The following is a 22,845-nucleotide window of genomic DNA, read 5'->3' on the forward strand; positions in this document are numbered from 1 at the left end:
GCGCGAGGCATCCGCTTCCCGACACCGTGAGTGCCAACGGAGACACGGAAGGCGAGCACGCGGCGGGCGGTGTCAGGCGAGGAGCGCGGCGAGCCAGCGGGCCTCGCGGTGCTCGGTGTAGTCGGCGTCGGTGCGCCAGGCGTCGCCGTGGCCCGTCCGCCAGTGGGTGAGCCACGGTTCGGTGCCGGCCGCGGCCTGGTCGCGGAGGAAGTCGTGCATGCCGCGGGTGCGGCGGGTCAGCAACGGGACGAGGCGGCGGCGTTGCGGTTCGTCGAGACCGTAGGCGTCGGCGAACAGCCGCAGCCGGGCGGCGGCCTCGGCGTCCGGGAGTTGGTAGGTGGCGTTCGCGGAGAGCGGGACGAAGCCGTGGGCCGCGTAGGCCAGGTCCCACAGCCGGGATCCTGGCCCGGCCACGTCCCAGTCGATGAACGCCCAGGCGCCGTCCGGGCCGTCAGCCACCAGGTTCCACGGGGCCAGGTCGTGGTGGGCGATGATCTCGCCGGCGCCCCCGCTGTCGTCGGGGACGAGCGTCTGCCAACGGGCGTCGGCCGGCGGTGCGAAACCGGCCAGGGCGTCGTGCAGGTCGCGGATCATCCTGCCCACCCGGACCAGCCGCGCCCCGGGGCCCAGCCACCCGAACCGGTCCGGCCAGACGGCCTCCCCGGGCAGGAAGCTCAGCACCTCGCGCCCGCGCTCGTCGATGCCCAGCGGGCGGGGCGCCGCGCGGAACCCGGCCGCGTGCAGGTGGTCGAGCAACGCGTGCACGGCCGGCGTCCACGGCCCGGCCGGCCGCCGCACGGTGTCCCCCACCCGCACCACGCCGGCGCTGACGTTGCCTCCGGTGAGCGGCTGCTCCTCCTGCTGCTCCTCTTGCTGGTGGTGCTGGTGGTGCTGCTGGTGCATGACGCGAGTCTGCCACCCGGCCCGCCGGCCGCGCGATCGAGAAACCGCGTGGACAGCGGTGCGGCTCTGCGCCTAACGTGCGCAGGTGGGAGACGGTTTCGGGGTGAGAGGGGGGCGCATGGTGGCGATCACGTTGCGTGCGGCCGAGCCGGACGACGCGGAGCACATAGCGCTGTTGCACGCCGACAACTGGCGCCGGCGCTATCGCGGCGTCTTCGCGGACGCGTACCTGGACGGCGACGTGGTCGCCGAACGCCGGTCCGTGTGGACCGCGCGGCTCGCCGCCCCGGGCGACAGCCTGACGCTCCTCGCCGAGGACGACGACGGTCTGGTCGGCTTCGGGCACGTCGTGTTCGACGAGGACGACCGATGGGGCAGCCTCCTCGACAACCTGCACGTCGTCCACAGCCGGCAGGGGAGCGGCCTCGGCCGGGTGCTCCTCACCCGCGTCGCCGAGGCCGCGGCGGAACGGGCCACGAGCCGGTCGCTGTACCTGTGGGTGCTGGAGGCCAACACCGCGGCCCGGGGCTTCTACCGGACCCTCGGCGGCGCCACCGGCGAGCGCGCCACGGTGCCGCCCCCGGGCGGCGAACCGGACCGGCTCACCGGCTCGCCCGCCATGTTCCGCATCACCTGGCCGGACGTCACCTCGCTGGGGGGCCTCACCACACGCTGACCCGGGCGCGGCTCGTTCCGGGGCTCATTCCCGGATCACCACGAGCGTCCGCGCGGCCTTGTCGTGCAGGCACTGCTGGAGCGGCTCGTCCCAGAGGATCCACAGATGTGAGAGACCGGCGGGCACGACGAGCGCCCAGTGCGCCAGGTGCCGGCCCAGCGCCCGCCGGTACGAGAGGTTCGTGCCGTCGTCCGCGTCCGCGACCCGCATGTCGCGCAGCAACTTGGCGGGCGTGCCGCCCCACCGCGCGGTGCACACCGGGGAGTAGCACAGCAGGAGCGCCGCACCCAGCACGACCGCCACGGCCGGTGGGCCGCCCACCATCTCGTTCAGCGACGCCAGGGCGAACGCCAGCACGCCGAAGATCACCGCGTCGATCATGAGGGGCACGAACCGGTCGTTGAGGTCCGCGGGCGTCTCCCGGCCGGGCCGGTACTCGGAAGGCAGCCAGGGAGGAAGCGCTTGCCGATCGCTGACGGACGCCTGCCGGGCGTCGAAGTGAGACAACACCCTCTCATTTCTGCCCGGACGCCGGCCGCGCATGCCAGGTCCCGGGGTCCAGCGCCAGGGTGACGGCCTCCTCGGGCGTCGGGACGTCCGTGATGCCCGGGGCCGGATCGCCGGTCGGGGTGAGAACCTTCCAACCGACGAGGGAGAGCACCGGGATGTCGCCGCGGCGGCAGGCGAACGCCAGCTCGCTGAGCGTGCCCCAGGAGCCGCCGACCGCGATGACCGCGTCGGCGGACGTGACCAGCACCGCGTTGCGCGCCTCCCCCAGGTCGGTCAGCACGACCGCGGACAGGTCCGGGTGCGCGCCGGCGCGCGTGGCGTTCGGCCGGATCCCGATCACCAGGCCGCCCGCTGCCCGCGCGCCCTCGGTGACCGCGGCCATCACGCCCGTGCCGCCGCCGCAGAGCACCACCGCCCCGCGCTCCGCCAGGAGTTGTCCCACCCGGCGCGCGACGGCGTACTCGGCGGGCGTGCAGTCGCGCGGCCCGCAGACCGCCACCTGGGCTGTGGCAGGATGCTGCTGATGCTCTTTCATGCCGACCTCCACATTCATTCGAAGTACTCCCGGGCCTGCAGCAAGGACTGCGACCTGGAGCATCTGACCTGGTGGGCGCGGCGGAAGGGCATCACGCTCGTCGGCACGGGCGACTTCACCCACCCGGCGTGGTTCGAGCACCTGCGCGAGACGCTGGTGCCCGCGGAGCCGGGGCTGTACCGGCTGCGGGACGACCTCGACCGGGACATCGCGCGGACGTTGCCGCCGAGCCTCGCCGCGCGGCCCGTGCGGTTCATGCTGTCGGTGGAGATCTCCACCATCTACAAGCGCGGGGAGCGCACCCGCAAGATCCACCACCTCATCTACCTGCCGGACCTGGACGCGGCGGCCGAGTTCAACCGCCGGATGGGCCGGATCGGCAACATCACCTCCGACGGCCGCCCGATCCTCGGGCTCGACTCGCACGACCTGCTGGAGACCACCCTGGAGTGCGGCGGCTACCTGGTCCCGGCGCACGTGTGGACGCCGTGGTTCGCGGTGCTCGGCTCCAAGGCCGGCTTCGACGCGATCGAGGACTGCTATCTGGAGCTGTCCGACCACATCTTCGCGCTGGAGACCGGCCTGTCCAGCGACCCGGAGATGAACTGGCGCATCTCGTCGCTCGACCGCTTCCGGATGGTGAGCAACTCCGACGCGCACTCCCCGCCGATGCTGGGGCGGGAGACGACGCTCTTCGACACGGAGCTGGACTACCACGCCGTCAGACGGGCCCTGGAGACGGGCGTCGGGCACGCCGGCACGGTGGAGTTCTTCCCCGAGGAGGGGAAGTACCACGTGGACGGGCACCGCAAATGCGGGGTGCGTCTCGAACCGCGGGAGACCCGGGAGCTCGGCGGCATCTGCCCGGAGTGCGGCAAGGGCCTCACGGTCGGCGTGCTCAGCCGCGTGGAGGAGCTGGCCGACCGCCCCGAGGGATTCCGGCCGGCGGGCGCGTCGGGCTTCCAGAGCCTGGTGCCGCTGCCGGAGATGATGAGCGAGATCGTGGGGGTCGGGCCGAAGAGCAAGAAGGTGCAGGGCGAGCTCGCCGCGCTGACGGCGGCGTTGGGCCCCGAGCTGTTCATCCTCCAGGAGCTCCCGGTGGACGAGATCGCCGCGCACTCCCCGCTGTTGGGCGAGGCGGTGGCCCGGCTGCGGCGCGGCCAGGTGATCCGGGACGCCGGATACGACGGCGAGTACGGCACGATCCGGCTCTTCGAGGACGGCGAGCTCCGGCGGCTGACGACCGCGACGGCGCCCACCCTGTTCGAGGACGAGGGCCTCTTCCTCGCGCCGTCGCGGCCGCCCGCCCCTGCCGGGCGGGCGGCCGCGCGGGAGGCGCGCGGTGATGCGGCCCCGGCGGAGGCCGCGGCCACGGCCGGCGGCGACACGCCGGCGGGCGGCGAACCGGCCGCGGCGGAGGGCGCATCAGGTGGGCCGGAGACCGCCGACGGGTTGTTGGCCGGGCTGGATCCCGAGCAGCGGGACGCGGCCACCGTGGCGGGTGGGCCGTTGCTGATCATCGCCGGGCCCGGCACCGGGAAGACGCGGACGCTGACGCACCGGATCGCGCATCTGGTAACGGACCGGGGCGTGGACCCGGCGCACTGCCTGGCGATCACGTTCACCCGCCGCGCCGCCGAGGAGATGGCGGAGCGGCTGGCCGCCCTGGTGCCCGAGCACGCGCCCGCGTTGACCATCGCCACGTTCCACTCCCTCGGCCTGGCCATCCTCCGCGAGCAGCACGAACGCGTCGGGCTCAGCGCCCGCTTCGCCATCGCCGACCAGACGCGGCAGGAGGCGGTGGCCGCCGAGGCGGACGACGAGGAGCGCGGCGAGCGGTACCGCAGGGCGCTGCGCGAGCGGGACCTCGTGGACTTCGACGACCTGATCGCGCTGCCGCTCGGCCTGCTGGAGTCGGATCCGGACCTGGTCGCCCACTACCGGGGGCGGTACCAGTGGGTCTCGGTGGACGAGTACCAGGACGTGGACGAGCGGCAGTACCGGCTACTCAGGATGCTCGTCCCTCCCCCAGGCAATGGGGGCGTAGCCGCCGGGGGAGGGAACCTCACCGCGATCGGCGACCCGGACCAGGCGATCTACCGGTTCCGGGGCGCGGACGTCGGCTTCTTCCTCCGCTTCCAGGAGGACTACCCGACCGCCCGCACGGTGCACCTCACCCGCAACTACCGTTCCGCGGCGCCCGTCCTGACCGCCTCGTTGAAGGTGATCGCGCCGACCAGCCTGGTGCCGGACCGGGCGCTGCGCCCGATGGGCACCGGGCACGGCACCGCGCTGCCGGCGCTGCACGCGGCCGGCGGCGAGCAGGCCGAGGCGTCGTTCGTGGCCCGCACCATCGAACGGCTGCTGGGCGGGGCGTCGTTCCACTCGATGGACAGCGGGCGGGTGGAGAACGGCGACGACCACGACACGCACGGACTGGGCTTCTCCGACTTCGCGGTGCTCTACCGGACGGACCGGCAGGCGCGGGTGCTGGTGGAGACGCTGACCAGGACCGGGCTGCCGTTCCAGAAGCGGTCGCACGACCGGCTGGCCGACCGGCCGGGAGTGGAGCGGGTGGTGGCGGCGCTGCCGCCGGGTCGGCCGCCGGACGCCGGCCCGGTGGTGGGGCTGCTCCGTCAGGCCCGGGCCACGCTGCCGCCCGAGGACGCGGAGGCGGCCGGCGCGGTGGAGCTGCTGCTGCCGCTGGCGGAGCGGTGCGGCGACGATCTGGCCCGGTTCCGGGACGAGTTGACGCTCGGCATCGAGGTGGACACCTGGGACCCGCGGGCCGACCGGATCTCGCTGCTGACGCTGCACGCCGCCAAGGGCCTGGAGTTCCCGGTGGTGTTCCTGGTCGGCTGCGAGGACGGGCTGCTGCCGCTGCGCTGGCCGGGCGCGGAGCCCGACCCGGAGGCGGAGGCGGAGGAGCGGCGGCTGCTGTTCGTCGGCATGACCCGGGCGCAGCGCCGGCTGTACCTGAGCCACGCCGCCGAACGCTTCCGGCACGGCGAGGTCAGGCCGGCCCGGCGCTCCCCGTTCCTGGACGCGCTCGGTGGGGCCGACACGGATCGCGTCGGCCCCACCATCCCCCGCCAGCGCGCCCCCCGCGACCGGCAGCTGCGGCTCCTCTAGGAGGTCAGTCCTCGGACTTGATGCCGATCACGACCGTGCGTCCCGGCTGGTCATACGCGCTGCAGAAGGACCATCCGTCGCCCCCGCCGAAACAGCCCCAGCCATTGATCGACGGGTAGTCCTCGGGCCCGTACGCCACCGACCAGTTCGTCAGATCGTGGTCGGCCAGCAGGTCCTCGACCATGGCCCCGATCTCCGAGAGACGTGGCTTCTCGGGGTACGGCCTCATCAGCTCGCGATCCAGGGCGTCCTGGAAGCGGGCGAGCCGGCGCTGTTCGTCGGTGGGACCGCGGTAGACGATCTCACCGTGCGCCTCGCACACCTCCCGGCCTCCCACGTACACCCGCACCAGCTCCCGGTCGTCCGCGGGCGCGCACGCGGTGACGTCGCCGGTGGGCTCGAAGTCGTAGAACGCCTTCCACGAACCCAGGCAGAACTCCACGGGGTCCTTGATCACCTCGGGTGAGTGGGTGCGCACGCCGTCGTCCACCAGGGGTTCGACGCATTCCACGCCGCTGGCGTCCGCCACGTGGCCGTCGTTGCGCAGCAGGGACACGCCGCCAGCCGTGGCGCCGCCCATGACCACCGCGGCCACCGCGGGGATCACCACCAGGCGCCGCATCCGGCCGCGCCGGGCTCGCTGGCGGGCTCGGGTCAGGATGCGCAGCCCGTCGGGGCCCTCGGGGTCGGGCAGGGCGGCGGTCTCGGCTCGCACCGGATCGGCCGCCTGGAGGCGGGTCGTCAGCCCGTCACGGTCATCGATGAGCATGCTTCAGGTCCTTGGTCTCGTGGGCGTCCGACTCGTCCGGTGCCAGCCGCGCGCGGAGGCGTTCCCGCGCCCGGTACAGGCGGGTCGAGACGGCGCCGGGTGATATGCCGAGGAGGTGGGCGATGTCGCCGTGGGACAGGTCGTCCCAGTACGCCAGGCGCAGCAGCTCGCGGTCCGTGTCCGACAGGCGGGCCATCGCCTCGGTGAGGTCGTGGTCCCCGTCGTCCCCGTGGTCCGCGTGGGCGGCCGGGAGTTGCTCGGGGGCGGGCTGTTCCGCCGCCCGCCGCAGCAACCGAGCCCAACGACGCTGCCCGCGTGCCTGGTTGGCCAGCACGTTGCGGGCGACGCCGAGCAGCCACAGCGCCGCCTCGTGCTCGTCTCCGGGCAGCCGCCGGCGCTTGCGCCAGGCGATCGCGTACACCTCGGACACCGCGTCGTGTGCGGATGTCTCGCTGGTCCGGCGCAGGCAGTAGGCCGTTACCCGGCGAAGGGTTGACCGGAAGAGCCGGTCGAAGTGTTCAGCCTGTGCATCCGATTCCATGCCCAGCAATGTCCGGGACCCGGGCGTCGCCTTACACGTCCAACGAAAGCGTGTCCGTCGTGCCGTCGGACCAGGCCACGGTGGCGGTGTCCGGCGTCAGGGTGACGGTCGGGGCGGGCGGGAGCGTGGCGTCGTCGGCCGTGTGACCGAGGTGGACCGCGACCGCGTGCCAGCCGTCGGTGGCGGACTCGTAGACGGGGGTGGCGCTGTGCCGGCCGAACGGGTTCGCGTCCTCGGCGCGGTGGACGCCGACCTCGGCGTCCTGGTTCGGGTGCAGCGGGAGCACCGCGCTGGTCAGGCCGTCGACCCGGCGGACGACGCCGTCGCGGTCGGTCGGGGGTTCGGCGGCGGCGATCGTGTGACCGGTGATCCGCACCGGGGCGGCGTCGGTCCGGGTCAACCTGATCTCCCACGGCCCGTTGACCGCGGAGAGGGTGAGCACGCCTCCCCCAGGCCCTTGGGGCCCTGGGAGGTGCCCCCATACCCGCGACGCGGCCGTGCGGTTCCCGATCGAGACCCGTTCGAGCTCGGCGGGGCCCGGGGAGTCCATGTCCGGCGCGGTGTGGGTGGAGTACGCGGGGCGGCTGTAGAAGGGCTCGTAGGCGTGCACGTGGCTGGTGCCGTGGTTGGCGACGCGTACCACGCCGTCGGCCACCGTGCCGGAGACGAGCCAGCCGGGCGCGGCCAGCGCCCTGGTGAAGTCGCCGCGTTCGACCGGAAGGCGGTCCTCGGTGGCGGTCCACACCGGGTGGTCGGGCGGCAGGAGCAGGCCGACGAAGCCCTTGCTGGCCCAGTACGGGGACGCGGGTCCCGAGTAGCGCTGTCTGACGCCCTCGAAGCGGTGGTGCCAGCCGAGCGACAGCACGCCGTCCTCCGCGGTCGCGCCCCGGTCGAGGAAGTGCCGCAGCATGCCGCTGGCGGCCCGGCGGGCGCGCCCCGGCGGCAGCGGGGTGGCGTCGAAGAGGGCGCCGGCGAAGAACGGCGCGGCGGCGGCGAAGCGGTAGGTGAGGGAGCGTCCCTGGAAGAGCGGGGAGCCGTCGGCGGACACCAGGTGCTGCGCGTCGGTCAGGAACTGGCAGAGCCGGTCGCGGTAGCGGGTCAACGGCTCCTGGTCGGCGGCGATCCCGGAGATCCGGGAGTACCACAGCGGGTACAGGTGCATGGCCCAGCCGTTGTAGTGGTCGAAGTTGGTGACGCCGCCGTCCGTGTACCAGCCGTCGCCGACGTACCAGCCGTCGGTGGCGGAGATGGCGTGCGCGATGTCCGCGGCGGAGTGCGGCGCGCCGACCGAGCGGAGGAAGGCGGCGACGACGGCGCGGAACCACACCCAGTTGTTGTCCGGCACCCGGATCTCGGACATCTCGCCGAGCCAGGCCGTGGTCCGGTCGCGCACCGCCTGGTCCAGGCGGTCCCACAGCAGGTGCCGGGTCTCGTGCAGCCCGATGGCGATGGACGCCGCCTCCACCCGGGCCTGCATCACCTCGGTGACGCGCGGCCAGCGCTCCGGCGAGTCGGGGTCGGTGCCGGCGGCCAGGCCCGAGGCGTAGGGGCGCAGCACCCGCTCCGCGTGCGCCGGGTCGGCCCGCGCCGAACGGAACGCGGCCAGCAGGAAGGTGCGCGCGTAGCCCTCCAGGCCGTCGCTCCACTCGCCGGAGCCGCTGACGGGTCCGGGCAGCGCGAGGAGCGAGCCGCTGTCGTTGGCGTACCGGCGGACGGCGGCGAGCATCGCGTCCGCGGCCCACTCCCAGTGCGACCGGGTCCAGCCGGTGAGCGGGGAGAGCTCGTGGTCGAGCGGCGGCGCGGGCGACACGAGGGGCGGCGTGGCTGGGTGCGGGTCGGTGGTCATCGCAGGCTTCCCTCCGCGAGGCCGGCGCGCCAGCGTCGCTGGAGCGGGATGAACAGCAGGATCAGCGGGATCGTGGCGACGGCCGAGCCGATGACGATCATCCGCGTGTAGTCCGGATTCTGACTCACCGCGGAGCTCCAGGTGAACAAGCCCTGGCCCAGTGGGAAGAGATCGTTGTCGGTGATCATCACCAGCGGCAGGAAGAAGTTGTTCCAGATGGCGATGAACTGGAAGAGGAAGATGGTCAGCGCGCCGGGCCCCATCAGCCGCAGGCCGACGGAGAAGAAGGTGCGCAGTTCCCCCGCGCCGTCGATGCGCGCCGCCTCCAGCAGCTCGTCGGGTATCGACCCGGCGGAGTAGGCGCGGGCGAGGTAGACCCCGAACGGGTTGACCATGACCGGGATGAGCACCGACCAGATCGTGTCGGTCATCCGGATCTCGGCCATCATCAGGTAGAGCGGCACCACGATCGCGGTGTGCGGGATGAGGACGCCGGCGATGACCACGGCGTACCACTTCTCCCGCCAGCGGAAGTCGAACTTGTCGAACGCGTAGCCGGCGGCGACCGACAGCAGCGTGGCGACGGCCGCGCCGCCGACCGCGTAGAGGGCGGTGTTCAGCAGCCAGCGGCCGAAGACGCCGTCGTCCTGGGCGAACAGGTCGCGGATGTTGTCGAGGACGTGCATCCCGGCCGACGGTTGGAAGCCGTTGCTGCCGTAGAGCTCGGGCAGTGTCTTGGTGAGCCCGAACAGCAACCAGACCAGCGGCGCCAGGGTGTAGACCGCGGCGATCCCGCAGAGCGCGGTGGCCGGGGCGCGCCGCAGCCACCAGGCGCGCTGGCCCTCGGCGGCGGGGGGTGTGCTGGTCGCGGTCATCAGGCGGCGCTCCTGCGGTTGGCGAGGGTGGTGACGGCGAAGGACAGGACGCCGGCCAGCACGGCCACGAGCACCGAGACGGTGGCGGCGTAGTGGTAGTCGTTGGAGTTGAACGCGGCCGAGTACGCCAGCATGTTGGGGGTCCAGGTGCTGGTGACCGAGCTGTCGCCGGAGGCCTGGAGCACCTGCGGCTCGGTGAACAGCTGGAGCGAGCCGATGATGGTGAACAGTGTGGCGACGAACAGCGCGGGGAACACCTGCGGCAGCTTGACGGCGACCGCGGTGCGGATCTCGCCGGCACCGTCGATCCGCGCCGCCTCCACGGTGCTGCGCGGCACCGCCCGCAGGGCGACGTAGATCAGCACCACGTTGAAGCCGAGCGACTGCCAGACGGCGATGTTGACCAGGGAGAACAGCACGGCGCCGCCGTTCAGGAGGTCGACCTCGACGTTCATCCCCTGGAGCGCGTCGATGATCGGGCTGAGCCCCGGCGTGTAGAGGTAGAGCCAGACGATCGCGGCGATCAGGCCCGGCACGATGTGCGGCAGGAACAGCACGGTCTGGAAGGCGCGGGCGGCGGCGGTGAGGGCGCTGTCCAGCAGCAGCGCGAAGAGCGCGGCGAGGGCGATCAGCAGCGGCACGTAGACGAGGCCGTAGAGCAGCACCCGGCCGACGCCCTGGAGGAACTGCTCGTCGGTCAGCGCGCGGGAGTAGTTGTGCAGGCCGGCGAAGACCCGCTGCGGCCCGTCCCAGCCGATCCCGTCGTAACGCTCCCGGAAGAGGCTCAGGCTCACGGCGTAGAGGATCGGCCCGAGGTAGGTGAAGGCGAAGAGCAGGAAGAACGGGCCGAGCAGCAGCAGCGGGCCGTGGCCGCGCTGCCGGGGCCTGCCGCCGGGTGGGCGGGACGGGCGGACCCGCCGGGTGAGGGTGCTGCTCCGCGATGCCATGGGGGTCCCCTGTTCGGTGGCTGCTCGTGCTCGGTGCCCTCGTGGGCGGGGGTGGGGAGAAGGAGTCGGAGGGCGCGTCACTCGCGCACGTCGAAGCCCCGCATCCGGAGCTGTTCCACGGTGCCGTCCTGCCAGCGGCGCAGCGCCGTCACCAGTCCGTCGGGGCGGCCCGCCAGGGCGGTCGTCTCGTCGTTGAGGCGGGCGAAGCCCTCGGTCATGTCGGGGCCCCACTCCCAGGACGGGTCGACGCTCCGGGCCGCCGCGGTGGTCACGTCGGCGATGTCCATGCCGCGCACGTAGGGGTTGGCCTCCTCGGTGGCGGCGCTCCAGGCGTCGGTGAGGGTGGTGTTGGCCGGGAACGCGGTGCTGGCGGGCGCGGCTGCGGCGATCGCGTCCGGCGAGGTGGAGATCCAGCGGGCGAACTCCATCGCCTCCTCCGGATGCGGCGACCCCTCGGGCAGGGCGAGCGTGGAGCCGCCGAAGTTGCCGGCCGTGGGCGCGTCGGCGTCCCAGACGGGCATCGGCGCGACGCCCCAGGAACCGGCCAGCTCGGGCAGGAAGCGGGAGAGGTTGCCCGCGCTCCAGGGGGCGCCGAGCAGGGTCAGGACCCGGCCCTCGCTCAGGTCGGTGATGTGCTTCTCGGCGTACGTCGGCTCGGAGTTGACCAGCCCCTCGGTGATCAGCCCGTCCCAGTAGCGGGCCATCTCGGTGGAGGCGGGGTCGGTGCTGTTCACCTCCCAGGTGCCGGAGGAGGTGTCGAACCATTCGGCGCCGGCCTGCCAGGCGAGGCTGGACAGCATGCCGGCGTCGGCGTTGCTGAAGGTGGTGAGCGCCACGTCGGGGTGCTCGGCGCGCAGCCACTCCGCGGTCTCGCGGAACTCGGCCCAGGTGGCCGGCGGCTCGATGTCGTACCGCTCGAAGAGGTCGGCACGGTAGAACAGCACCTGCGGCGCGACGTCCTTGGGCAGCCCGTAGACCTCGCCGCCGAGTTCGACCTGACGCCAGGTCCAGTCGGGGTACTGGTCGGCGAGTTCGTCGACGCCGTGGTCGGTCAGCGGCTGGATGACGTCCTGGGTGACGAATCCCGGCAGCTGCGGGTACTCGACGGTCACGAGGTCGGGCGCCTTGCCGGCCCGCACGGCGTTGAACATCTTCGAGTAGCCGCCCGACGTGCCCGCCGGGATGAGCTCGAAGTTGACCTGGATGTCGTCGTGACCGGCGTTGAAGCCGTCCACCATCTCCTGCGAGCCGGAGGCCCAGGACCAGTAGGTGATGACCGTCGGCCCCCGGTCCGTGGCGCCGCCGGCGAGGCCGCAGGAGGCGAGGAACAGGACGGACAGCGCCGCGGCGGCGAGGCGTTTCGACACGAGGGAGGCTCCTTGTGTGGCGTCTGCCACAGCACCCTGACCCAGGCCGCATCCGTCAGTCAATACAAGCGATCAAGATCATTCATCAACATCCACCAGCATCCATCCACAACCATCTACCTCCACTAAGCTCTACGCACGTGGTGGGAGAGGGGATGGGATCATGCCGGACATGCTCGTGGAACAACGGCAGGAGCTGCTGCTCCGGGAGTTGCACGCCAGCGGCGCGGTGCGGGTGGCCGAACTCGCGGCGCGTTTCGGGGTGTCCGCCGGCACGATCCGCCGGGACCTGTCCGAACTGGCCTCGCTGGGGCGGCTGACCAAGGTGCGCGGCGGCGCGATCCTGGCCGGCCAGCGGGCCGAGGCGATGGCCGCGGGCACGGCGGCGGGCACGACCGCCGGCCCGCTGACGGGCGGCGCCGAGCCGGCGGCCCCGGCGGAGGGCCACACGCTGGGCCTGCTGGTGCCGTCCGCCACCTACTACTACCCGCGGGTGCTGGCCGGCGTCCGGGCGGTGGCCGCACGCCGCGGCGCCCGCGTGGTGATCGGCCTGACCGACTACGCGCAGCCGCGCGACCTCCAGCAGATCGACGGGCTCTGCGGCTCCGGCGTGACCGGCCTGCTGATCGCCACCGCAGGACCGCACTACCTGCCGCGCGAGACCATGGCCGCGCTGCACGCCACCGGGCGGCCCTTCGTGCTCCTGGAGCGGCAGCCGCAGGACCCGTACGCCGCCTGCGAGTTCGTCGTCTCCGACCACCGCCAGGGGGCCTACCAGGCGGTGCGCCACCTGCACCGGCTCGGGCACCGGCGGGTGGCGCTGTACCTGACCGGCAGCCCGACCGGACCGCTGGTGCGGGAGGGGCACGCGGACGCGGTGCGGCGGCTGGGGCTCGACCCGCAGGCTCCGGTCACGGAGGGCGGGCGCCCGTCGCTCGGCTCCCCGCAGGCCGCCCGCGGCTACGACGCGTTCATCGACGCCTGCCTCGCCGGCGGCGTGCGGGCCGCGCTGGTGCATTCCGACCACGACGCGCTGGAACTGCTGCAACGGCTGCGCGGCCGCGGCCTGCGCACCCCCGAGGACATGGCGCTGATCGCCTACGACGACGAGATCGCCGCGCTGGCCGAGGTGCCGCTCACCGCCGTGGCACCGCCGAAGCACCAGCTCGGCGAGCAGGCCGCGGAGATGCTGCTGAGCCGGCTCGACCGGCTCGTACGACCCGAGGGGGTGGACCGGTCGGACGGAGCGGTGCGGGACGAGGACGGTGGGTACGGCGGGGAGGAACCGGCCGAGGAGGCCGACGCAGACGGCCGGGCCCTGGCCGTGCGCCAGGTGACGCTGCAACCCCGCCTGACCATCCGCCGCTCCTGCGGGGCCGCCGCCGCGCGGGAAGGCGGCTGAGCACCGCCAGAAGGCCCGCGCACGCCTCGGCTGGGCCCGAGGGCGGACCGGTCGGACGGGCCGGCGCGGGACGCGGACGGCGGGGAGGAACGGGCCGCCACGCCGACGACCGGCTGCCGGCCGTCCGCCAGGTGACGCTCCAGCCCCGCCTGACCATCCGCCACTCCTGCGGCACCGCAGCCACACGGAACGACGGCTGAGCACCCGCCAGAGGGCCCGCCGCGCCCGGCGGCAGGACCCGACGTGGGTGGGGCCCGGCGCACGGGCCGCTCCGCCGGGGGTCGGGACAGCCGTCCGGGTGGCGAGCGGGCGGCTCAACACCACGGCACGCGGACGGCGGACCGGGCATCCCCCCGGCGGCCGACCGACGTTGACGCCGCCTCGGCAGCGGCCGGCCGACCGCCCGCCGGCAGCGGCGGCTGAGCGCCCCGGCCGCCGGGGGTGCGTGTCACCGCGCACCGGCGGCCGGCGGCGGCGCAGCCGTTCGCGCGGGCGCGCACCCGCGCGGCCGGGCGCCACCGTCGCCGGTTCTCCGCCGCGACGCGGCGGCGACGCGGCGGTGTGCTCAGCCGCGCGGGTAGCGCTCCAGCCAGATCGGGGCCGAGTCGCCGGGGCCGTGCAGTGCCGGGCCCTGGGTCATCTCCATCGCGAAGTCGTCGGCCAGCTCCAGGATCGTGGCCCGCCCCTCCAACTCGGCCAGCCACGCCGGCGGCAGCGCCGTCTCGCCGTGCAGCGCGCCCAGCAGGTTGCCGCAGACGGAGCCCGTGGAGTCGGAGTCGCCGCTGTGGTTGACCGCGAGCAGCAGGCCGTGCCGCATGTCCTCGGCGACCAGCGCGCAGTACACGCCGATGGCCAGCGCCTCCTCGGCCGTCCAGCCCTCGCCCAGCGACTCCACCCGATCCACGCTCGGCATGCCCTGCCGGACCGCGCCCAGCGCCTGTTTCAGCGCCTGCGTCGTCTCCTCGTGTCCCGGACGGCTGGCCAGCTGCGCCAGCGCCTTCTGCACCGCGGCGTCCAACGAGTCGCCCCGCACCAGGGCGTGCACGATCGCCGCGAACGCGCCCGCCGCCAGCTGACCGGTCGGATGCCCGTGGGTCTGCGCCGCGCACTCCACGCCGAGCTGGAACACCAGCTGCGGTTCCCAGCCCACCAGCAGCCCGAACGGGGCGGAGCGCATCACCGTGCCGCAGCCCTTGGAGTCGGGGTTCTTCGGCTTCTCGACGGTGCCCATGGTGGCGTCGCCGAGGCCGCTGAGGCAGGCCCGGCCCGGCGCACGCTGCGCGTAGAGCCACTCCTGTCGGGCCAGCCAGCCGTCCCCGGCCCGCCGCTCGTCCGGGCCCCACTCGCGCTGCGTCGTGAACCACCGGCGGTACGCGGCGTGCACGTCCGTCGGCGGGTGCCAGGCCCCGGTGTCCCGCCGTACATGGGCGCGGATCAGGCCGTCGATGGTGAACATCGTCATCTGCGTGTCGTCGGTGACGGCGCCGCGCCGCCCGTACGCCGGCACGTAGTCGGTGACGCCGTCCGGGCCGTGCTGCTCGCGTATCGCCGCCAGCGAGTCGAACTCGATGCCCGCGCCCAGCGCGTCGCCGATGGCGCCGCCGAGCACGCAGCCGCGCACCCGGCTGCGGAAGTCCTGCTGCTCCGCGCGCCCCCACAGGGCGCCGCCCACCGGGGCCGTCATCCCTGCGCTCCGGCGACCGGTTCGGCGGGGCCGGCCGCCGGGGCGAGCAGCGGCAGCAACGCGGGCAGCCGGCCGTCCGCCGCCAGCGCGGTCTCCTCGCGCTCCGCCGGCACCCGCCCGTAGGTGGTGGTGCGCAGCCGGGAGGGCCGGCCCGCGGCCTCGGCGATGGCCCGCAGCTCGGCGACCGAACGGTGCGAGCCGTAGGCCGAGCCGGCCATCCGGGAGATGGTCTCCTCCATCAGCGTGCCGCCCAGATCGTTGGCGCCGGAACGCAGCATCTCGGCGGCCCCCTCGGTGCCGAGCTTCACCCAGCTGGTCTGGATGTTCGTGATGTGCGGGTGCAGCAGCAGCCTGGCCATCGCGGTGACCACCCGGTTGTCGCGGTGCGTGGGTCCGGGCCGGGCGATGCCGGCGAGGTAGACCGGCGCGTTGGTGTGCACGAACGGGAGCGTGACGAACTCGGTGAAGCCGGCCACGCCGCGCTCCTCGTTGGCCCGCTGCATCCTGGCGAGGGTGCGCAGGTGGCCCAGCCAGTGCCGCGGCTGGTCCACGTGCCCGTACATCATCGTCGAGGAGGAGCGGATGCCCAGCTCGTGCGCGGTGCTGACCACCTCGATCCAGGTGTCGGCCGGCAGTTTGCCCTTGGTGAGCACCCAGCGCACCTCGTCGTCGAGGATCTCCGCCGCCGTGCCGGGGATGGTGTCAACGCCCGCCTCCCGCGCGGCGCACAGCCAGTCCCGGATCGACAGTCCGGCGCGGGTGGCGCCGTTCACCACCTCCATCGGGGAGAACGCGTGCAGGTGCAGGCCGGGGACGCGCTCCCTGACCGCCCGGGCGATGTCGAAGTACGCGGTGCCCGGCAGGTCGGGGTGGATGCCGCCCTGCAGGCACACCTCCACGGCGCCCACGTCCCAGGCCTGTTCGGCGCGGTCGGCGATCTGCTCCAGGGAGAGGTTGTAGGCGTCGGCGTCGGTGCGGCGCTGCGCGAAGGCGCAGAACCGGCAGCCGGTGTAGCAGACGTTGGTGAAGTTGATGTTGCGGGTGACGACGTACGTCACCTCGTCGCCCACCACGGAACGGCGCAGGTCGTCCGCCACCCGGCACACCGCGTCCAGCGCGGGCCCGTCCGCGTGGAACAGCGTCAGCGCCTGCTCGTCCGTCAACCGCGTCGGATCATCGGCGGCCACGGCGAGCGCGGCGCGCTCGGCGTCGGTCAGCCGCGCGGCCGCCGCGCGGCCCCGCGCCGGAGCCCCGCCGTCGCCGGAACGGCCCTCCGTCGCGGCACCGGACGGCTCGGCGGACTCGGCGGAGCCGGACGCGGAGCCGATCGCCGCGGCGGCCGTGCGCAGCTCGTCCCAGTCGCCGTAGACGTCGTCGAAGTCGCCGCGCCGGTCCGCGGTGCGGCCCGTGGTGTCGATGTCGCGGTGCAGCTCGGTGCGGCCCACACCGGCGCCCCGGCCGGCGGGCCCCGCGGGATCGTCCGGCTCCTGCCAGGGCAGGCCCCTCGGTATCGCCTGCTCGACGGCCAGGCCGGTGCCGGGCTCCGCCAGCGCGGTGACGTGCGGCAGCAGCCTCGGGTCCAGCCAGGGCTCGCCGCGCTGGACGAACTCCGGGTAGATCGGCAGCCGTTCGCGCAGCCGGAAGCCCTCGGCCGCGGTGTGCCCGGCGAGCGTCTCGATCTGCGGCCAGGGCCGCTCCGGGTTGACGTGGTCGGGGGTGAGCGGGGAGACGCCGCCCCAGTCGTCGATGCCGGCGCTGATCAGCAGCGCGAACTCGCCGGCCACCAGGTTGGGCGGGGCCTGGATCCGGGCGGTCGGGCCCAGCAGCAGCCGGGCGACCGCCACCGTGGCCGCCAGCTCGGCCAGTTCGGCGTCCGGCATGCCGCGCATCGCGGTGTCCGGCTTGGCCCGGAAGTTCTGCATGATGACTTCCTGGAGGCCGCGGTAGGTGCGGCCGACCCGGCGCAGCGCGAACAGGGAGTCGGCGCGCTCCCCGTACGTCTCGCCGATGCCGATCAGCAGCCCCGAGGTGAACGGCACGCTGGACCGGCCCGCGTCCTCCAGCACCCGCAGTCGGACGGCCGGCTCCTTGTCGGGCGAGCCGTGGTGCGGGCCGCCCGGCTCGGACCACAGCCGGGTCGCGGTGGTCTCCAGCATCATCCCCATCGAGGCGGCGACCGGCTTCAGCCGCTGGAAGTCGGTCCAGGACAGCACGCCCGGGTTCAGGTGCGGCAGCAGTCCGGTCTCCTCCAGCACCCGGATCGACATGGCCCGCAGATAGTCGAGCGTCGAGTCGTATCCGGCGGCGTCCAGCCAGGCGCGGGCCTCGGGCCAGCGGTCCTCCGGCTTGTCGCCGAGCGTGAAGAGTGCCTCCTTGCAGCCCAGCGCTGCGCCGCGCCTGGCGATGTCGAGCACCTCGTCCGGCGACAGGAACATCCCGTGTCCCGCGCCGCGCAGCTTCCCGGGCACGGTCACGAACGTGCAGTAGTGGCAGCGGTCCCGACAGAGCCGGGTGAGCGGAACGAACACCGACTTCGAGTACGTGATCACGCCCGGTCGGCCGGCGGCCTCCAGCCCCGCGTCGCGCACCCGGGACGCGGCGGCGCACAGCCGCTCCAGGTCGGCGCCGCGCGCCTGGAGGAGCACGGCGGCCTCGGCCGCGTCCAGGGCCACCCCCTCGTCGGCCCGGCGCAGCGCGCGCCGCATCCCGTTGGCCGTCACAGGCACCTCGGGGGGCGGCCCTGGGGGCGGCCCGGCCATCGGTACCTCCGCACGTGAAGTCATGCCCCGAGGATAAGAGCGAACCCTGAGGCCCGGACACGGCGCCGATCAACCGGGCGTGGCGGCTGACGCACGAGAGGGCGCAGGCGGGCGCACCGTCACCCGCTGTCCACACCGGTCCTGACGGGACGTCTCCCGCGGTCCACCTCGCCGTGTGACGGTGGTCACCTCCCAGACCGCTCGACGCGGACGGTCCGACACGGAACGGAGTTCCCATGGCCACAGACGACGGAGTCAACCGGCGCGACCTGCTGCGACTCGGCGCGGCCGGCGGCGGCGCGGCGGTCCTGACCCTGGCCCCGGTGACGTTCGCGCACGCCGAGGACGGCGGCAGCAGCACCCGCACCCTCACCGGTCATCTGGCAACCGGCGCCGCCGACTTCGTGTACGTCCCCGTCGAGGTGCCGCGCGGCGTGCGCCGGATAGCCGTCTCCTACGGCTACGACCGGCCGACGGTGCCGGCCGGCACCCCGGGCAACGCCCTCGACATCGGCATCTTCGACGAGCGCGGCACCGACCTGCCGGGCGACGGCTTCCGCGGCTGGTCGGGCGGCTTCCGCGCGGAGTTCGCGATCAGCGCCGAGGAGGCCACCCCCGGCTATCTGGCCGGGCCGGTCAACGCCGGCACCTGGCACGTCGTCCTCGGCCCGTACACCGTGGCGCCGCAGGGCCTGAACTACGAGCTGGCCCTCACCCTCGACCACGGCGCGCCGGGCCGCACCCCCACCCCGGTCTACCCGCCCGAGCGCGCGGCCGGCCGGGGCCGGGCGTGGTACCGCGGCGACTGCCACCTGCACACCGTCCACTCGGACGGGCAGCGCACCCCGGCCGAGGTCGCGGCCGCCGCCCGCGCCGCCGGCCTGGACTTCATCACCACCACCGAGCACAACACCTCATCGGGGCACGGCGCGTGGCAGGGCCTGTGGGGCGACGACCTGCTGATCCTGTGCGGCGAGGAGATCACCACCCGCAACGGCCACTACCTGGCGCTCGGCATCGACCCGGGCGCGTTCGTCGACTGGCGCTACCGGGCCCGCGACGGCGCCTACGCCAGGTACGCGCGCCGCATCCGGCGGGCCGGGGGCCTCGTGGTGCCGGCGCACCCGCACGCCACCTGCGTCGGCTGCGCCTGGAAGTTCGGCGTGCTGGAGGCCGACGCGGTGGAGGTGTGGAACGGGCCGTGGACGGCCGACGACGAGCTGGCCGTGGCCACCTGGGACGGGATGCTCGTCGGCGACGGCGGCCGCGACTGGCTGCCCGCCATGGGCAACAGCGACGCGCACCGCGAGCCGCAGGTCGTCGGCCTGCCCCAGACCGTGGTGCTGGCCGACGACCTGAGCCGGCGGGCGATCCTCGCCGGCCTGCGGGCCGGCCGCAGCTACCTCGCGGAGTCCTCGTCCGTGGAGCTGAGCCTGAGCGTGAGCGACGAGCGCGGCCGGCACGCCTCGATCGGCGAACGGCTCGTCGCCGACGCCGGGACCGAGGTCACCGTGCACGCCGAGGTCTCCGGCGTGCCGGGCGGCACGCTACGCCTCGTCACCGACCAGGGCCTGATGCGCAGCGAGCCGATTCCGGCCGACGGCGACTCCGCGGGGACGCTCGGCATCGACTGGCGGACCACCGTCTCGCTCGTCGCCCACGTCCGCGCGGAGGCACGACACGCCCCGGTGGACGGGGGCGTTTCCGGCCTTCCGGGCGCGATGGCGGCAATGAGCAATCCGGTCTTCCTCACTGACAGTTCCAGCCGATAGGCTGTAACGCTCTCGTCCGGGGCTCCCGCCCGCGCCCCACGCCTGTCCTCGGCGCGGCCGGATTGGCGGACTGGCGAGGCCGCGTGCGGCGGGCCGGCACGCGCGGCGTAGTAGGTCACGGCAAGAAGCAGGGGACACCATGGCGGCCGTTGATGAGGAGTCCGCGGGGCGACACGAACACGCCCTGGACTTCGGTCTGCTGGGGCACGTCCGGGTAGTTCGGGGCAGCGAGGCGCTGCCCTCCGGCACGCCTCAGCAACGCGCCATGCTCGCAGATCTGCTGTTGCGACGCGGCAAGACCGCGACGGTGGGCGAGCTGATCCAGGCGCTGTGGGGCGAGGAGCCCCCGACCAACCCGGTTCCGACGCTGCGCACCTACGCCAACCGACTGAGAAACGCGCTCGGGCCGCGCAAGGACGTGCTGGTCAGTCAGGGCGGCGGCTACGCGCTGCGGCTGGGCGCGGAGGACCGGTTGGACGCCGACCGGGTCGCCCGGCTGACCGCGGCCGCCGAGAAGAGCACGGCGGCCGGCGACCTGACCCAGGCCCACGAGCTGTACACCGAGGCGCTCGGCATGTGGGACGGCGGCGAGGCGCTGGCCGGCATCCCGGGTCCGGGGGCGGAGATGCACCGCGCCCGGCTGGGCGAGCAGCGGCTGGCGTTGTTGGAGGCGCGGCTGGAGGTGGGCCTGCAGATCGGGCTGCACGCCGAGTCGGTGTCCGAGCTGACCGCGCTGACCACCGCGTACCCGTTGCGGGAGCGGCTGCGGGAGCTGCTGATGCTGGCGCTGTACCGCTGCGGCCGGCAGGCCGAGGCGCTGGCGGTGTACGCCGACGCCCGCCGGATCCTGGTGGACGAGCTGGGCGTCGAACCGCGCGCGGAGCTGGCCGAACTGCACGGCAAGATCCTCAACGCCGACGCCTCGCTGAGCTTCACCGGCCCCGCCGACCCCACCGCCGCGCCCCCGCCGGTGCGGCCGGCCCAGCTGCCCGCCGCGGTGGGGGACTTCACCGGCCGGGTGGCGTTCGTCGCCGAGCTCGGCCAGCAGCTCGCCACCGCGGGCGGCCGGGTGATGGTCGTCTCGGCGGTCGCCGGCATCGGCGGCGTCGGCAAGACGACGCTCGCCGTCCAGGTCGCCCACCACGCGCGCGAGCACTTCCCCGACGGCCAGCTGTACGTCGACCTCCAGGGCGCCGGGCCCTCCCCGGCCGAACCCCAGGCGGTGCTGGGCGCGTTCCTGCGCGCGTTGGGGATACCGGACGACGCGGTGCCCAGCACCGAGTCCGAGCGCGCGGCGCTGTACCGCTCGCTGCTGGACGGGCGCCGCATCCTCACCCTCCTGGACAACGCCCGCGACGCCGCCCAGATCCGCCCCCTGCTGCCGGGCACGCCGAGCTGCGCCACGCTGATCACCAGCCGGCACCGGATGGTCGACCTGGCCGGCGCGCACCTGGTGGACCTCGACGTGATGAGCCCGGAGGAGGCGCTCACCCTCTTCTCCAAGATCGTCGGCGAGGAGCGGGTCAGCTCCGAGCACCAGGCGGCCATGGACGTGGTCGGCGCCTGCGGCTTCCTGCCCCTGGCCATCCGCATCGCCGCGTCCCGGCTGGCCGCTCGCCGCACCTGGACCGTCGCCACGCTGGCCCGGAAGCTGTCCGACGAGCGCCGCCGGCTGGACGAGCTCCAGGCCGGCGACCAGGCGGTGGCCGCCACCTTCGAACTCGGCTACGGCCAGCTCAACCGCGAACAGGCCCGCACCTTCCGCCTCCTGGGACTCGCCGACGGCCCCGACATCTCCGTGCACGCCGCCGCCGCGCTGCTCGACCGGGACGCCGACACCACCGAGACCCTGCTGGAGTCCCTGGTCGACGCCTCCCTCCTGGAGTCCGCCGCCCCCGGCCGCTACCGCCTCCACGACCTCGTCCGCCTCTTCGCCCGCGCCTGCGCCGAACGCGACGAACAACCCCCGGCCGAACGCGACGCGGCCGTCTCCCGCCTCCTGGACTTCTACCTGGCGACGACCGCCACCGTCTACACGCTTCAGCGTCCGGGCGACAAGCTGGCCAACCATCTGGAGCCGACGACCCAGCCCGGCCTGACGTTCGACTCCCCCGCGACCGCCGTGGACTGGCTCTTCACCGAGGCAGACTGCCTGCTTTCGTGCGCGCAGCAGTCCACGGACGAAGCGGGCCTGCGCAAGGCCGTGGATCTCCTGCTGGCCGCCAGGGACCTCGCGGAGTCCGGCGTCTTCTCTCTGCAGTACGAACGCGCCTGCTACGCACTTCTCGGCGCCGCCCAGTCCGCTGCCGACCCGCGGGCCGAGGGCAGGGTCTACACCGCGCTCGCCCAGGCAGACCACATGGCAGACCGGCTGGACGCGTCGGAGAAGCACGGTAGGAAGGCGCTGTCCCTCGGCGAGCTGGCCGACGACATGGTGCCCCGCGCGCACGCGGCGAACGCCTGCGGCATCATCGCCCTCTACCAGGACCGGCCCGACGACGCCAGCACCTATCTGACGGGGGCGCTGGACGCGTACCAGGCAGATGCCGATCTGCCCGGCGAGGCCAGCGTGCTGAGCTGTCTGTCCAGGGTCAACCTGAACATCGGCCGCACCGACCACGCGGTCCGCCTGGCACAGCAGAGCCTCACGATCCTGCGCCGCATGGGCTCGCCGCTGCGTCTGGCGAACGGTCAGTACACCCTGGGTATAGCCCTTACCGAGGATGGACAACACGTCGCCGCCGCAGAGCAGTTCGTCCAGGCGCTGAACAGCTTTCGCTCCAACCGCCAGCGCGTCTGGGAAGGTTTGTCCCTTTTCCGACTCGCCGAGGTGCGGCTTGCCATGAACATGCCTGCCGAGGCCGCGACCATGGCCGAGCGGGCGCTCGCGCAGCTGAGCAACTCCAGCGGGCCGACGTGGCGCGCCAACGTGCTCACGGTGTTGGGGCGCGCCCTGGACGCCATCGACCAACGCGGCCGTGCCCGGGCCTGTTGGGAACAGGCGCTGAGCATCTTTGAGGAGCACGGCAGCATCGAAGCGTCGGCGGTGCGGAACCTCCTGGCGTCACCCGCCGTCTAGGACTGCGAACCGCTCTTCTCGTGGCCGTATATCGAATGTTTATCGCGG

At 73.8% G+C, this 22,845-nt stretch carries 16 protein-coding genes; 5 read left to right on the top strand and 11 right to left on the bottom strand.

Annotation, left to right across the window (positions count from 1 at the left end):
* Window positions 1–72: 72 nt before the first annotated feature.
* Window positions 73–903, bottom strand: a complete 831-nt coding sequence (locus ABGB06_RS07985) for an aminoglycoside phosphotransferase family protein (RefSeq protein ID WP_347586755.1) — start codon at window positions 901–903, stop codon at window positions 73–75.
* Between the two features lie 118 nt (window positions 904–1,021).
* Between ABGB06_RS07985 and ABGB06_RS07990 the strand changes: the two genes are divergently transcribed.
* Window positions 1,022–1,579, top strand: a complete 558-nt coding sequence (locus ABGB06_RS07990; protein WP_347586757.1) for a GNAT family N-acetyltransferase — start codon at window positions 1,022–1,024, stop codon at window positions 1,577–1,579.
* A 24-nt stretch (window positions 1,580–1,603) separates the two neighbouring features.
* Here the strand turns inward: ABGB06_RS07990 and ABGB06_RS07995 are convergent, their stop codons facing one another.
* A complete protein-coding gene (locus tag ABGB06_RS07995) occupies window positions 1,604–2,086 on the bottom strand; it encodes an RDD family protein (protein WP_347586759.1) in 483 nt (160 codons plus the stop codon).
* 7 nt (window positions 2,087–2,093) lie between these two features.
* Window positions 2,094–2,624: a TIGR00725 family protein gene (locus ABGB06_RS08000; RefSeq protein WP_347586761.1), complete on the bottom strand. Its 531-nt coding sequence runs from the start codon at window positions 2,622–2,624 to the stop codon at window positions 2,094–2,096.
* Between ABGB06_RS08000 and ABGB06_RS08005 the strand changes: the two genes are divergently transcribed.
* Window positions 2,613–5,756: a UvrD-helicase domain-containing protein gene (locus tag ABGB06_RS08005; protein ID WP_347586763.1), complete on the top strand. Its 3,144-nt coding sequence runs from the start codon at window positions 2,613–2,615 to the stop codon at window positions 5,754–5,756. The genes ABGB06_RS08000 and ABGB06_RS08005 overlap by 12 nt on opposite strands.
* 4 nt (window positions 5,757–5,760) lie before the next feature.
* Here the strand turns inward: ABGB06_RS08005 and ABGB06_RS08010 are convergent, their stop codons facing one another.
* The 6 genes from ABGB06_RS08010 to ABGB06_RS08035 all read right to left on the bottom strand — a co-directional run bounded on the left by ABGB06_RS08010 (window position 5,761) and on the right by ABGB06_RS08035 (window position 12,101).
* On the bottom strand, window positions 5,761–6,525 hold the full coding sequence (locus tag ABGB06_RS08010) for a hypothetical protein (RefSeq protein WP_347586765.1): 765 nt from the start codon (window positions 6,523–6,525) through the stop codon (window positions 5,761–5,763).
* Window positions 6,512–7,066 (bottom strand): sigma-70 family RNA polymerase sigma factor, encoded by a 555-nt coding sequence (locus tag ABGB06_RS08015; protein WP_347586767.1) that lies wholly within the window; start codon window positions 7,064–7,066, stop codon window positions 6,512–6,514. Before ABGB06_RS08015 ends, ABGB06_RS08010 begins: the two co-directional genes overlap by 14 nt.
* Window positions 7,067–7,097: 31 nt before the next feature.
* On the bottom strand, window positions 7,098–8,912 hold the full coding sequence (locus ABGB06_RS08020; protein ID WP_347586768.1) for a DUF2264 domain-containing protein: 1,815 nt from the start codon (window positions 8,910–8,912) through the stop codon (window positions 7,098–7,100).
* Window positions 8,909–9,787 carry a carbohydrate ABC transporter permease gene (locus ABGB06_RS08025; RefSeq protein WP_347586770.1) on the bottom strand — a complete coding sequence of 293 codons (879 nt, stop codon included), beginning with the start codon at window positions 9,785–9,787 and terminating at the stop codon, window positions 8,909–8,911. Before ABGB06_RS08025 ends, ABGB06_RS08020 begins: the two co-directional genes overlap by 4 nt.
* Entirely contained in the window at window positions 9,787–10,734 is a 948-nt protein-coding gene (locus ABGB06_RS08030; protein ID WP_347586772.1) for a sugar ABC transporter permease, read from the bottom strand. Before ABGB06_RS08030 ends, ABGB06_RS08025 begins: the two co-directional genes overlap by 1 nt.
* Window positions 10,735–10,811: 77 nt before the next feature.
* A complete protein-coding gene (locus tag ABGB06_RS08035; RefSeq protein WP_347586774.1) occupies window positions 10,812–12,101 on the bottom strand; it encodes a sugar ABC transporter substrate-binding protein in 1,290 nt (429 codons plus the stop codon).
* A 163-nt stretch (window positions 12,102–12,264) separates the two neighbouring features.
* On the opposite strand from ABGB06_RS08035, the gene ABGB06_RS08040 reads away from it, so the two are divergent.
* Window positions 12,265–13,503, top strand: a complete 1,239-nt coding sequence (locus ABGB06_RS08040; protein WP_347586776.1) for a substrate-binding domain-containing protein — start codon at window positions 12,265–12,267, stop codon at window positions 13,501–13,503.
* Between the two features lie 565 nt (window positions 13,504–14,068).
* On the opposite strand, the gene ABGB06_RS08045 is transcribed toward ABGB06_RS08040, so the two are convergent.
* Entirely contained in the window at window positions 14,069–15,187 is a 1,119-nt protein-coding gene (locus ABGB06_RS08045; protein WP_347586777.1) for an ADP-ribosylglycohydrolase family protein, read from the bottom strand.
* Window positions 15,184–17,946, bottom strand: coding sequence for a bifunctional FO biosynthesis protein CofGH (locus ABGB06_RS08050; protein WP_347587505.1), 2,763 nt, complete (start codon window positions 17,944–17,946; stop codon window positions 15,184–15,186). Before ABGB06_RS08050 ends, ABGB06_RS08045 begins: the two co-directional genes overlap by 4 nt.
* A gap of 236 nt (window positions 17,947–18,182) precedes the next feature.
* Between ABGB06_RS08050 and ABGB06_RS08055 the strand changes: the two genes are divergently transcribed.
* Window positions 18,183–19,718 carry a CehA/McbA family metallohydrolase gene (locus tag ABGB06_RS08055; RefSeq protein WP_347586779.1) on the top strand — a complete coding sequence of 512 codons (1,536 nt, stop codon included), beginning with the start codon at window positions 18,183–18,185 and terminating at the stop codon, window positions 19,716–19,718.
* Between the two features lie 139 nt (window positions 19,719–19,857).
* Window positions 19,858–22,797 (top strand): BTAD domain-containing putative transcriptional regulator, encoded by a 2,940-nt coding sequence (locus ABGB06_RS08060; protein ID WP_347586781.1) that lies wholly within the window; start codon window positions 19,858–19,860, stop codon window positions 22,795–22,797.
* Window positions 22,798–22,845 lie beyond the last annotated feature (48 nt).

Origin of the sequence: Streptomyces sp. B6B3 (assembly GCF_039871525.1) — a bacterium.
Lineage (GTDB): Bacteria > Actinomycetota > Actinomycetes > Streptomycetales > Streptomycetaceae > Streptomyces.

Coding starts and splice junctions, on each gene's coding strand:
- ABGB06_RS07990 (WP_347586757.1), top strand. CDS start 1,022: ATGGTGGCGATCACGTTGCGTGCGGCCGAGCCGGACGACGCGGAGCAC.
- ABGB06_RS08040 (WP_347586776.1), top strand. CDS start 12,265: ATGCCGGACATGCTCGTGGAACAACGGCAGGAGCTGCTGCTCCGGGAG.
- ABGB06_RS07985 (WP_347586755.1), bottom strand. CDS start 903: ATGCACCAGCAGCACCACCAGCACCACCAGCAAGAGGAGCAGCAGGAG.
- ABGB06_RS08005 (WP_347586763.1), top strand. CDS start 2,613: ATGCTCTTTCATGCCGACCTCCACATTCATTCGAAGTACTCCCGGGCC.
- ABGB06_RS08025 (WP_347586770.1), bottom strand. CDS start 9,787: ATGACCGCGACCAGCACACCCCCCGCCGCCGAGGGCCAGCGCGCCTGG.
- ABGB06_RS08050 (WP_347587505.1), bottom strand. CDS start 17,946: ATGGCCGGGCCGCCCCCAGGGCCGCCCCCCGAGGTGCCTGTGACGGCC.
- ABGB06_RS08045 (WP_347586777.1), bottom strand. CDS start 15,187: ATGACGGCCCCGGTGGGCGGCGCCCTGTGGGGGCGCGCGGAGCAGCAG.
- ABGB06_RS08010 (WP_347586765.1), bottom strand. CDS start 6,525: ATGCTCATCGATGACCGTGACGGGCTGACGACCCGCCTCCAGGCGGCC.
- ABGB06_RS08020 (WP_347586768.1), bottom strand. CDS start 8,912: ATGACCACCGACCCGCACCCAGCCACGCCGCCCCTCGTGTCGCCCGCG.
- ABGB06_RS08030 (WP_347586772.1), bottom strand. CDS start 10,734: ATGGCATCGCGGAGCAGCACCCTCACCCGGCGGGTCCGCCCGTCCCGC.
- ABGB06_RS08055 (WP_347586779.1), top strand. CDS start 18,183: ATGGCCACAGACGACGGAGTCAACCGGCGCGACCTGCTGCGACTCGGC.
- ABGB06_RS08000 (WP_347586761.1), bottom strand. CDS start 2,624: ATGAAAGAGCATCAGCAGCATCCTGCCACAGCCCAGGTGGCGGTCTGC.
- ABGB06_RS08060 (WP_347586781.1), top strand. CDS start 19,858: ATGGCGGCCGTTGATGAGGAGTCCGCGGGGCGACACGAACACGCCCTG.
- ABGB06_RS08015 (WP_347586767.1), bottom strand. CDS start 7,066: ATGGAATCGGATGCACAGGCTGAACACTTCGACCGGCTCTTCCGGTCA.